This is a genomic window from Pseudoduganella sp. UC29_106 (genome assembly GCF_044055365.1).
In the GTDB taxonomy this organism is placed as follows: domain Bacteria; phylum Pseudomonadota; class Gammaproteobacteria; order Burkholderiales; family Burkholderiaceae_D; genus Rugamonas.
The window spans coordinates 2,660,684-2,672,175 of the sequence record NZ_CP171977.1; the positions used below are offsets into that span (position 1 = coordinate 2,660,684).

Consider the following 11,492-nt stretch of genomic DNA (forward strand, 5'->3'; position numbering starts at 1 on the left):
ACCTCTCCCGCGGCAGAGATAACACAAGTACATTGTAATACGGACAAGCCGCTTTTTCAAGCCCCGGCGGGAAGACGGCTAAGGCGCTTCTTGAGGAAATCGAGGAAGAGGCGGGTACGGGCGGGGAGTTGCCGGGTGTCGGTCACGGCATGCACCTGCACCGGGTCCATCTGCCAGTCGAGCAGCACGCGCTGCAGACGGCCGGCCTTCACTTCGATGCACGCCATCTGCGGATCGATCGCTGCAATGCACAGACCTTCCGCCGCCAGCGACATGGCGACCGCCGCGTTGTTGGTGCCGTAGCGCGCCGCCACTTCCACCTGCACAGTTTCGTCGCCGCGGCGCAGGGTGCGCCAGATATCGATCATGCCCGTATTGGCGGGGCGTCCGCACAGCACGTGATTTACCAGGTCGTTGGCGTGTTTCAGCGGCGGCGAGCGGCGCAGGTAATCCGGCGACGCGTACAGATAGCGCGGCATGGAAGCTATCTGGCGCACGATCAGCCGCGAAGGCGCGGTGGGCGCGGGGCCCATGCGGATCGCCAGGTCATAGGGCTCCGTCAGCAGGTCCACCACTTTGGACGACACATCAAAATCGAACTTGATCAGCGGGTACTCGTTGGCGAAGTCCTTGAGGATGGGCGCCAGGTAGCCGACCGCAAAGCTGGACGTGAGCGACACGCGCAGCATGCCCATCGGCCGCTCGGCCAGGTCCAGCAAGGCTTCGTGCGCGCTAAGCGCTTCCTCCACGATGCATTCGCAGCGCTTGAAGTAGGTTTCGCCCGCTTCGGTCAGTTCGACCCGCCGCGTAGAACGGTTCAGCAGCTTCAGCCCGATGGCTTTTTCCAGTTCGGCGATATTGCGCGACAGCGTGGAATTCGGCATGCCCAATGCGTCGGCCGCGCCGCGGAAGCTCTTGTGGCGGGCGACTTCGACGAACAGGCGCATGAAATTCAGCACATCCATTTTATTGCTCCATTTTCGGGATACTGAATTCAATTATACGTATTTATCCCAATAGCGAAACAGTGCAAAATATTCACATCTTGCTAAGGAGGAATTACCATGCAGACCGAAACGAAGAAATGCTTCTGGCGCGAACTGTTGAAAATCCTCGCGGGACTGGCCCACTTCTGAGCTATGATTGCCGCTTTCGCAATGCGTAGTGAGGCTGGTGTTGATTTCAAGTGTGCTGCTGGATGCTGTCCCCGGCATCCGATACGGATTCGGTTTTGAGAAGGAGCTGGTGCCGCAAGCCTTGCAGCGCTTGTGGGACCAACGCCCTGTGAAGAAGCAGGTACACGGCACGCATGCCGCGCACATCACTGCCCCGCAGCAGGAAGTCGGCCATGCCGACGCCTTCTTCACCAGCCGTCCTGAGATCCCCGTCAGCGTGATCACTGCCGACTGCGTGCCGCTGCTGCTGGCGCGCCGCGATGGCGGCGCCGTGGCCGCCGTGCATGCGGGCTGGCGCGGCCTCTATGACGGCATCATCCCGTCCGTGCTGGACCAGCTGCGTGCCGGTGAAGACTGGGTCGCCGTCATCGGCCCCACGATTTGCGCGCCGTGCTATGAAATCAGCGAAGAACTGGCGCAGGACTTCGGACAGCGCTTTGCCGCCATGCCGCGCGAAGCCGTGCTGCCGGCACACCGCCATCTGGACCTGCGCGCCGTCGCCGAGCACCAGCTGCGCCAGGCCGGCGTGAAGAATATCGAACACGTTGGCGGCTGCACCTGCTGCACGCGCGACGCGCAAGGCGACAAACTATTCCGCAGCTACCGGCGCGGCGACCGCAACTCGCAACAGCACGCCGGTCTTTACATCACCCACAAGGAGACCACTTGAAAGCATTCGCAGCCCTGATCCTGGCCGCGCTGTCGGCGTCCGCCAGCGCCGGCGCGCCTGAATGGAGCGCACCGCACCAGCCCTTCGCCATTTACGGCAATACCTATTACGTTGGCACGGACGGCATCAGCGCCGTGCTCGATTACGTCGCCGAAGGGCCACATCCTGATCGACGGCGCCACGCCCGAAGGCGGCAAGGTGATCGCGGGAAAACATCAAGACGCTGGGCTTCAGGCTGAAGGACGTGAAATACATTCTGAATTCGCACGCCCACTACGATCACTCCGGCGGTATCGCCGCGCTGCAAAAGCTGAGCGGCGCGAAAGTGCTGGCGGGTGCTGCCGGCGCCAGGGCGCTCAGCAGCGGCAAGACCGCGCCGGAAGATCCGCAGTTCGGCAGCATCGACGATTTCCCCGCTGTCGCCAACGCCCACGCGGTCAAGGAGGGCGAAGTAGTCAAGCTTGGCGAACTGTCCGTGACTGCCCACCTGACCCCTGGGCATACGCCGGGCGGCGCAAGCTGGAGCTGGAAGGTATGCGATAAAGGGCAGTGCAAGAACTTCGTGTTCGCAGACAGTCTGACCGCGGTCTCCGCGGACAATTACAAGTTCAGCGCGCATCCGGAGATCGTCGCCAGTCTCGAGGGCAGCATCGCCAGGATCGAAGCCTTGCCTTGCGATGTGTTGATCACTGCCCACCCCGGCGTGTTCGATCTGTTCGAGCGCCAGACGCGTGCCGCGAAAGAAGGCGTGGCAGCCTATGGCGACGGCGCCGCCTGCCGCACGCTGGCGGCAACTTCCCGCACCAGCCTGGCCAAGCGTCTGGAGACCGAGGCCAAGTAACCGCTCCAGGCAGCATTCGCGCAACAGTCCAGCTTCGGGTTGTTGCGTTGCTGCCGGATTGGTGATAACGTTATCGCATAACGATGGCGCAGAAGCCTGCGCCATATTTTTTATTCTGATGTGCTAACGTTATCAGCTTATTTTTGGCAGTGTTTGTAGCTTGACCCTCCGGGGTCTCCGTTTGTCCTGCGTGCAGGCGCACGCAGGACTCTTTTCTGCGCATCTGTGAGTGATAACGTTAACGCTTTAATGCCGCGCCTGGCGGCGCACCTATCAGAAGGAGACTTTATGACCCACAACAGCTCACCCGCGCCCAAATTGCGCCTTCTCGGCGCCGCAGTCTGCCTGGCCCTGCTCGGGGCCGCGCCTGCGCCATCGCTGCATGCCGAGCCGGCAGCGGCTGTGCGCCGCGCCGTCAGTCCGGCAGCAGTGCTGGAAGTGATGCAGCAGGCCGCAGACTGGCAGCTGTCCCATCCCAGCACACATCCCGAGGATGACTGGACGCAGGGGGTAGGCGAGGCCGGCATGATGGCGCTGGCGGGCATTTCGGGTGAGCGCCGCTATCGCGATGCGATGATCGCCATGGGAGAGCGCAATCACTGGCGCCTTGGCCCCAGCATATTCCATGCGGACGATTACGTGGTCGGCCAGACCTACGCGGAACTGTACCTGATGACGCGCGAGCCAAAGATGATCGCGCCGATGCGGCAGCAATTCGATTTCATGCTGGAAAATCCGCGCAACGGCAGCCTATGGTGGAAACGCCGGGCGTCACGAACCGTTCGGCGTGGTGCGACGCGCTGTTCATGGGGCCTCCGGCCTGGGCGCGCCTGTACGCCGCCACGGGCGACGAGCGCTATCTCGATTTCGCGGTGAAGAACTGGTGGATCACTTCCGACTACCTGTACGACAAAGAAGAACACCTGTATTACCGGGACAGCCGCTATTTCAAGCAGCGAGAAGCGAATGGCGCCAAGTATTCTGGGGCCGCGGCAATGGCTGGGTGATGGGAGGTCTGGTGCGCATGCTGGAGTACCTCCCTGCGCATCATCCGTCGCGAGCCCGCTTTGTGCAGCAATTTACCGAGATGTCCGAGAAACTGTTGAAGCTGCAGCAGGCGGACGGCATGTGGCGCGCCAGCCTGCTCGATCCGGCCAGCTATCCCTTGCAGGAGACCAGCGGCACCGCTCTGTACACTTATGCGCTGGCGTATGGCGTGAACCAGGGCATCCTGGACCGCGCCCGTTTCGAGCCTGCCGTGCGCAAGGCCTGGGATTCGCTGGTGCGCAACGTGAATGCGGAAGGCAAGCTGACTCACGTGCAGCCGATCGGGCAGGATCCAAAGTCCTTTGATGCGAACGCCACCGAAGTCTACGGCGTGGGCGCCTTCCTGATGGCGGGCAGTGAAATGTACCGCATGCTGCTGCTGGCATCGAACCGGCCCAGCGTCGTTGTCGTGCGCAACGACAGCGCGATGCATCGCGCAGACGAATCGGTGGAAGCGCCGTCGGCAGCGGAGGTGGCGGTGATGGATGCGGCCAACTCGCGCATCCTCCCCAGCCAGGCGCTGGGCAAGGGCGTGCTGTTCCAGGCCACGCTGGCGCCGGGTGAAACGCGCCGCTACCTGGTGCTGCCGCGCCGCGCATTACCCGCCGTGCCGCCGGTGGAATCGAAGGCGCATGCCCGCTTCGTGCCGGAGCGGCTGGATGACTTTGCGTGGGAAAGCGACCGCACGGCGCACCGCGTGTATGGCCCGGCCATCATGACCGATCCAAAGGAAATGCTGGTCAGCAGTGGCGTAGACGTGTGGTCCAAGCGCACCCGCGCCCTGGTGCTGGATAAATGGTATGCCAGCGGTGATTATCACGCCGACCGCGGCGAGGGCCTGGATTTCTACAAAGTCGGCAAGGCGCGCGGCTGCGGCGGGCTGGGCATTTTTGATGGCAGGCAGTTGCACGCCTCGTCCAACTTCAGCAAGTGGAAGGTGCTGGCCGACGGACCGTTGCGCGCCGTGTTCGAGCTGAATTACGATAGCTGGGATGCCGGCGGCCGCAAGGTATCGGAAGTGCGGCGGGTCTCGATCGACGCCGGGTCCAATTTCAGCCGGGTGGAAAGCCATTTCGCGGCCGCCGGCCCGCTGGACGTTGGCGTTGGCATTGTGGAGAGGGCAGGCGAGGGACGTTATCGCGATGGCGCCGGCTGGATGAGCTACTGGGAGCCGCAGCATGGCGCCGACGGCAGCGCAGCTTGCGCCATTGTCCTGCCGGCCGCGCGCTTCGCCCGCAACGATGGCCATTACCTGGCCATCCGCGAAGCGCAGCCAGGCAAGTCGTTCGTGTACTACATGGGTGCAGGCTGGAGCAAGAGCGAGGACTTCCCGGCGCCGGAGGCTTGGGAAAGTACGGTCAGGGATTTCGCGGCGCGCGCGGCAAATCCGCTGAAGGTGAATGTGGAAGGCGCCGTCCAGGCGCAAGCGCGAAAAGGAGGCTGATATGCGGCGCAGGCTGTTTGCGGCTATCGCCGTCGTCGCCTGCTGCGCGGCGCAGGCGGACGAATTCGACCGGATGCGCACGGCCTGGCTGGATCGCCTGACGGGCGGTGAGCAGCAGGTCCCAGTGGATCCGCAAATTGCCGGCGCCCTGGAAGCGCTGGGAAAGCAGGCCGGCGAGCAACTGACGCGCATGAACCGGAATCCGGAGGCGGTGGCCCTCTGGGCGGACGCCGCGGACTGGAACAATGCTTACCCAACTTTTGCATCGGCGACCGTCACGCGCAACTATACGCGCCTGCTGCTGATGGCGCGGGCTTACGCCACGCCAGGGAACGCCCTGTATCACGATAGCGCGCTGCGTGACGCCGTTCTGCATGGCCTGGACTGGATGGACCGCCATTACTACCACGCGCGCCAGGTCTATTATGGCAACTGGTGGGACTGGCAGATCGGCATTCCGCTGCGGCTGCTTGATACGCTGGTGCTGATGGGCGACGCCATGCCGCCCGATTTGCTGGCGCGCTGCCTGGCTGCAGTGGACCACTTCGTGCCGGAAGCGGACCGCAAGCGCACGCCGCAAGGCGCCCTGGTGCAAGGCGAAGAGGGCGGCGCCAATCTGCTGGACAAGGCACTGGTCGTGGCGCTGAGCGGCGTGCTTGGCAAATCATCCGCACGCGTGGAAGCGGCGCGCGATGCCATATCGCCAGCCCTGCCTTATGTGCGCAATGGCGACGGCTATTATGCCGACGGTTCGTTTATCCAGCACTTCACCGTGGCCTATACGGGCAATTATGGCGTGGTGGCCCTGGAAGATATGGCGCGACTGATCTACCTGTTCAACGCGGGCGCATGGCCGGTGCGCGACCCGCAAGTCGCCAATGTCTACCGCTGGGCGCGTGAGGCATACGTCCCGCTGGTGTATGACGGCGCCATGATTAACGGCGTGCGCGGTCGCAAGATATCGGCGGTTGGACAGACCGACCACAGTGTGGGCCGCAGCGTGGCAGCGACGCTGGCCGACCTGGCCCGGACCGCGCCAGCGGAGGATGCGCGTTTCCTGCGCGCGGCCGTGAAGGGCTGGATGCAGCGCGACCGCAGTTTCGGCGCCAGCTATCTTGGAACGCCGGGCGACCGCCCGCTGGCGATACACGACATGCGTCTGCTGCAGGGCATTGCCCGCGATCCGCAAGTCGGGGCGGCGCCGGAGCCATTGGGCGTGCGGCTTTACCCGTCCATGGATCGCGCCATCATGCGCGGCCCCGGTTTTGGCCTTGCATTCAGCCTGTTCTCGCCACGGATATCGGCTTTCGAATACGGCAATCGCGAGAATGCGCGCGGCTGGTGGACGGGCATCGGCATGCTCAGCCTCTATAACGCCGATCAGGGCCAGTTCGGCGGCAACTACTGGGCAACCGTGGACACTCAGCGCCTGCCCGGCACGACTACCGATCACAGTGCGAGCGGCAAGCCGCGCGAATGGTTCCACTACGCGAACAGCCAAAGCTGGAGTGGCGGGGCCTCGCTGCGCGGGCAATACGGCGTGCTGGGCATGGCCTTCAGCCTGAAGGGTGTTACCGGCAGCGACCTGGCCGGCAAGAAGGCCTGGTTCCTGATGGGCGACAAAATCCTCGCGCTCGGTGCCGGTATCAGCGCAAGCCGTTCGGCAGAAACCATTGTCGAGAACCTGAAGCTGGATGGGGCGGGCCACAATGCACTCCGGATCGATGGCCGGCTGGTGGAAGCGGCGCTGGGCAAGCAAGTGGCGATCGACGGCGCAGGCTGGGCCCACCTTGCCGGCAATGCGGCCGGCGCGGACGTCGGCTACTGCTTCCCTGAGCGTCCGGCGCTCGCGGTGCTGCGGGAGGAGCGCAGCGGCAGCTGGTCCGACATCCACGAGGCGCAAAGCAAGGCAGTGGTACGCGATCGCTACCTGAGCATCGCCTTGCCGCACGGCGCGGCGCCGGGGCAGGCACACTACAGCTACCTGATGATGCCCGGCGCAAGCGCACAGACTACCGCGGCATATTGTGCGCACCGCTCGATCGCCGTCGAAGCCAATTCGGCTGGCGCGGCCGCAGCCAGCGATGGAGCCCTTCGCGTGTACGCCGCAGCGTTATGGAAGGGCGGCGAGACGGTAAGCCTGGGCGGCCGGCCGCTGCTGAGTACCGATGTGCCGGCTGCGGTGGTCCTGCACGAGGAGGGTGGCCGTCTGGCGTTCAGCATCTCCGATCCTACCCAGGGCGCGGACAGCATCACGCTGGAGGTGCTGCGTCCCGTGGCGGCATCACTGGCGGTCGATCCGGCCATCGAGGTGCTGCAGACCCGACCCACCCTGCGCCTGCGTGTGCGGGTGGCCGGCACTGCGGGGCGTTCTGTGGAGGGAGTGTTCCAGCTTGCTGAAGGTGCTGTGGTATTTGCATCAAACCCGGTAAAATAACTTGTAACAGGCCATACGGACTGATATCGTTATCACATATCGGCAGAGGACAGCAATGAAAAAGTCGGGCGTTACCCTGGTGGACGTGGCAAAGAAGGCAGGCGTTTCGGTGATGACGGCCTCGCGCGCAATGAGCGGCGAAGGCTATGCATCGGAAGAGACCCGCGCCAAAGTGCATGCGGCTGCAGAGGCACTTGGCTACGCGCCAAACGCACTGGCCCGCATGATGAAAGGCGGCCGCACCAATGTGGTTGGTGTGGTCGTCAATGATCTGTCCTCCACTGTAGTGAATGCCTTTGTGACGGCGCTCAGTGAAGAAGTGCGCAAGTACGAGATGGACCTGTTTATCTACAACTCCCTGGGCGACCTGAGCAACGATAAGGGCAAGCGCCTGAGCCAGTTGCTGCACGGCTTGTGGGATGGCCTGATCTACGTGCTGCCGCGCATGACTGACGAGTATCTGAAGACGCTGGAAGCGAGTTCCAGCCACATCGTGCTGATCAACTACTGCCGCCACGAGACTTCCTTGCCGGTCGTTCGCGGCGACAATGTGAACGGCGCGCGGGACGCAGTGACCAATCTGATCGAGCAGGGCCATCGACGCATCGGATTCGTCCGCGGCACGCGCTATACGGGCCAGAGCGATGAGCGGGAGCGCGGCTATGCCGCAGCGCTGAAGGATGCCGGTATCACGATTGAGCCGGACCTGGTGCAGCAGGGTGATTTCGGTGAACAATCCGGCCTTGCTGCCGGCCGTGCTTTGTTGAACCTGCCCAAACCGCCGACCGCCATTTTTGCCGCAAACGACTCGATGGCGCTGGGCTGCATGAATGCCGTGCGCGAGCAGGGCTTGCGCGTGCCGCAGGATGTGTCGATTGTCGGCTTCGATGATATTGCCGCTGCCGCCGTGGCGCAGCCAGCGCTGACGACGTTGCGCCATCCGATCAATGCGATGGCCCAGGCAGCAGTGCAGGAGCTGATGCGGCGCATCCAGAACCAGCCGGGCCGTCGCCAGCGCATTGAATTCCCCAGCGAATTGGTGATTCGCGAGTCGACGGCCGCCGGCCCGGCGGCGGCGCCTGCGAAGCGCAGCAAGCCGCGCCGGCATGCAGCATGAGAAGCAGAGGAGACATCCAGATATGAGTACGGCAGATACACTGCATTCCGATGCCGCGGCGCAGTCCCGCCGCGACCGGCAGAATTTTTTTTCGATCAATGATGTGAACGTTATCATGTTGCGTAACGCTCAAACCGCGGCACTGGCGCAGCTTGAAAACAATGCCGCCAGCTTCGGTACGCGCTTTCCGGACGATACAACACAGAACCAGATCTATCCGCTGCGGCAGGTGCCCGGCTACTGGTCCGGCTCCAATGTGGGCTGGACGACGGGATTCTGGCCAGGCATGGGCTGGCTGGCGTACGAGATGAGCGGGCGCTATCAGTTCCGCCAGTGGGCGCAATCCCATTATTCGAGTTTTGCGCAGCGCCTGGCATTGCGGATCGACCTCGGCTACCACGACCTGGGTTTCATCTACGGGCCCAGCGCGGTTGCTGCATGGCGCGTTACTGGCGAATGGCGCTATCGCGCGCTGGCATTGGAAGCTGCCACTATCCTGCAGGCACGCTTCCTGCCCCAGGCCGGCGTGATCCAGGCCTGGGGCCGTCTCGACGACAGCAAGGAGCAGGGCCGCATCATCGTCGACACCGTCATGAACCTGCCGCTGCTGCACTGGGCCAGCGAGCAAACGGCCGACCGGCGTTTTACCGAGGCGGCCCGGGCTCACCTGGAGAAGACCCAGGCCCTGCTGATCCGGCCCGATGGCTCCACCGCGCACAGCTGCCACGTCAATCCCGAAACCGGTGAAGCCGTGCGTGTGAGCACGGTGCAGGGGCACGCGCATGACTCGTGCTGGTCGCGCGGCCAGGCATGGGCGATCTATGGCATGGCGCTGAATCACCGCCATGCGCCCAGCCTCGGCCTGCTGGAGTCAGCCTGCCACATGGCCGAGTACCTGCTGGCCCATATGCCCGACGACGGCATTTGCCAGTGGGATCTTGCGCTGGACTGGCGCAGCGGCATCAGGCGCGACAGCTCTGCATCTGCGATTGCGGTCTGCGGCCTGCTGGAACTGGCGGCGCAGCTGCCGGCGGGCGGGCAGCGCAAACGATTCGAGGGTGCGGCCCTGTTAATGCTGCAGGGACTCGCCAGGTCCTGCGCCGCTCCCGTCGCACATGGACATGGATTGCTGTCCCACGGTGTGTACAGCCTGCCCGAGGATCGGGGCGTGGACGAGGCTAATCTGTGGGGAGATTACTTTTACCTCGAAGCGCTGGCCAGGGTGAACAAGGGCTGGACCAGTTTCTGGCATCGCAACGCCTGAGTAGTGGGGAGCTATCGCTGAGCGATCATTTGCGCTAGCATCAATAGTGGTAGGCGCAGCAACCGGGAGGAAAGCTTGGGCCAGAAAGTCGTCAGGCAGAATGCTGTGGCGCCCGGTCCATCCGGCGCGGGCCCGACGCCGCGCCGCGTAGCGCTGCTGGGCGCGGGTCTCAGTGCAGCGCTGCCCTTGTACGCCTTTCTGTTGCTGGGTGACCTGGTCTGGTCACTCAAGGAGCGCGGGGTACAGGAGCTGGTCAAGGCCCAGCTGCGGGAAGTCAGTCAGGACGCGCTGTTGCTGAACATCCTGTTCGGTGCCTTGCCCGCGTTGCTTGCCCTGTTTGTCGGCCCCCTGGTCGGCGCCTGGTCCGACCGCACCCGCACACGGCTTGGTCGCCGTATTCCTTTTCTCCTGGCATGCGCGCTGATGCTTGCGGCCAGCCTGGTTGGACTGGCCTTTGCACAGCCCCTCGCCGCATACCTGCTTGACGGCGGCGGTGCAGGGGAGCGCGCCCACGTCCGCAACGTCATTTTTTGCATGTCCCTGTTCTGGGCCATGTTCGAGCTGTTTTCCATAACCGGCAATGCCCTGTTCATTGCCCTGATCAACGATACGGTGCCGCACGCCGTGCTGGGCCGCTTCTTCGGCCTGTTCCGCATTGTCAGCCTCGCAGTTGGCGCTGCCTTCTTTTATTTCGTGTTCGGTAATGACCTGCCGGCGATTGCCAGCAATGTCATGCTGGGCATTGCGGCGGCCTATCTTTTTGGATTCCTGCTGCTGTGCGCGGGCGTGCGTGAGCCAGCCTATCCGCCGCCAACCATCGAGCCGGTGCGGATGGGCCTGGGACGCCTGCGCGCGGAGGGCGGCAGTGCGCCATGGTTCTATCTGCTGTTGTTTGCGGCATTGGGCATTGCCACCATCTGTGTTCTGCCAGTGAACATCAACAGCTACAACGCCATCGGCCAGTTCGGCGTGGACCGCAGCAGCTATGGGCGTGCGGTGTCCATCACCTACTGCATTTCCATCCTGCTGGCGTGGCCGTTGGGCTGGCTCGCCGACCGGATACACCCGCTACGGGTAGGATTTATTGCCCTGGTTATGTATGCGCTGTCCATGCTGGGGGCGTGGCAGTTCGCGACGGGGAGTTTGTCCTTCCTGGTCTGGATGGTCGTGCACGGCGTGCTGGCAGGTGTTTTCCTGACCGGTACCGCCTCGCTGCTGCCCAAGCTCTTGCCGCGCGAGCGCTTCTCGGAGCTGGCCGCCTTCTCGGCATCGGTGACCGCCTTGCTGACGGTCGTGTTCACGCTTGGATTAGGCGTCGTGCTCGACTGGAGCGGACGGGACTTTCGCCTGATCTTCCTGGCGGCAGGGATGGTGGCCACAGTGGGCGCCTGCTTGTGGTACGCACTGTTGAAGATGCACGCCCGAAGGGCTTGAAGGGAGTGCCCTGTCGCTTTTTCGCACAGATGACAGGAATATTACTTGAGTAGCCTGATAGAT

The 11,492-nt window shown here is 63.6% G+C and carries 10 protein-coding genes and 1 pseudogene; 10 read left to right on the plus strand and 1 reads right to left on the minus strand.

What is annotated here, in order from left to right:
- Positions 1 to 56: 56 nt before the first annotated feature.
- Positions 57 to 965, minus strand: coding sequence for a LysR family transcriptional regulator (locus ACHMW6_RS13785; protein ID WP_395407656.1), 909 nt, complete (start codon positions 963 to 965; stop codon positions 57 to 59).
- Between the two features lie 208 nt (positions 966 to 1,173).
- Here ACHMW6_RS13785 and ACHMW6_RS13790 point away from each other — a divergent pair, with 208 nt between their 5' ends.
- From ACHMW6_RS13790 to ACHMW6_RS13835, 10 genes and pseudogenes are all read left to right on the plus strand, one after another.
- On the plus strand, positions 1,174 to 1,845 hold the full coding sequence (locus ACHMW6_RS13790) for a polyphenol oxidase family protein (protein WP_395407658.1): 672 nt from the start codon (positions 1,174 to 1,176) through the stop codon (positions 1,843 to 1,845).
- Entirely contained in the window at positions 1,842 to 2,084 is a 243-nt protein-coding gene (locus ACHMW6_RS13795) for a hypothetical protein (RefSeq protein ID WP_395407659.1), read from the plus strand. Before ACHMW6_RS13790 ends, ACHMW6_RS13795 begins: the two co-directional genes overlap by 4 nt.
- A gap of 5 nt (positions 2,085 to 2,089) precedes the next feature.
- The gene (locus tag ACHMW6_RS13800) at positions 2,090 to 2,686 is read left to right on the plus strand and encodes an MBL fold metallo-hydrolase (protein ID WP_395407660.1); all 597 of its coding nucleotides are present in this window, start codon (positions 2,090 to 2,092) and stop codon (positions 2,684 to 2,686) included.
- Positions 2,687 to 2,974: 288 nt separating this feature from the next.
- Positions 2,975 to 3,562, plus strand: a complete 588-nt coding sequence (locus tag ACHMW6_RS13805) for a glycoside hydrolase family 88 protein (RefSeq protein ID WP_395407661.1) — start codon at positions 2,975 to 2,977, stop codon at positions 3,560 to 3,562.
- Positions 3,493 to 4,049, plus strand: a pseudogene (locus ACHMW6_RS13810) (glycoside hydrolase family 105 protein); the annotation flags it as partial. The gene ACHMW6_RS13805 and the pseudogene ACHMW6_RS13810, both read left to right, overlap by 70 nt.
- A 54-nt stretch (positions 4,050 to 4,103) precedes the next feature.
- On the plus strand, positions 4,104 to 5,177 hold the full coding sequence (locus ACHMW6_RS13815) for a DUF4861 family protein (RefSeq protein ID WP_395408608.1): 1,074 nt from the start codon (positions 4,104 to 4,106) through the stop codon (positions 5,175 to 5,177).
- 1 nt (position 5,178) lies between these two features.
- Positions 5,179 to 7,614 carry a polysaccharide lyase 8 family protein gene (locus ACHMW6_RS13820; protein ID WP_395407662.1) on the plus strand — a complete coding sequence of 812 codons (2,436 nt, stop codon included), beginning with the start codon at positions 5,179 to 5,181 and terminating at the stop codon, positions 7,612 to 7,614.
- A gap of 55 nt (positions 7,615 to 7,669) precedes the next feature.
- Positions 7,670 to 8,731, plus strand: coding sequence for a LacI family DNA-binding transcriptional regulator (locus ACHMW6_RS13825; protein WP_395407663.1), 1,062 nt, complete (start codon positions 7,670 to 7,672; stop codon positions 8,729 to 8,731).
- A 22-nt stretch (positions 8,732 to 8,753) separates the two neighbouring features.
- On the plus strand, positions 8,754 to 9,995 hold the full coding sequence (locus ACHMW6_RS13830; protein ID WP_395407665.1) for a glycoside hydrolase family 88 protein: 1,242 nt from the start codon (positions 8,754 to 8,756) through the stop codon (positions 9,993 to 9,995).
- A gap of 75 nt (positions 9,996 to 10,070) precedes the next feature.
- Positions 10,071 to 11,429 (plus strand): MFS transporter, encoded by a 1,359-nt coding sequence (locus tag ACHMW6_RS13835; RefSeq protein ID WP_395407666.1) that lies wholly within the window; start codon positions 10,071 to 10,073, stop codon positions 11,427 to 11,429.
- The last annotated feature ends 63 nt before the right edge of the window (positions 11,430 to 11,492 follow it).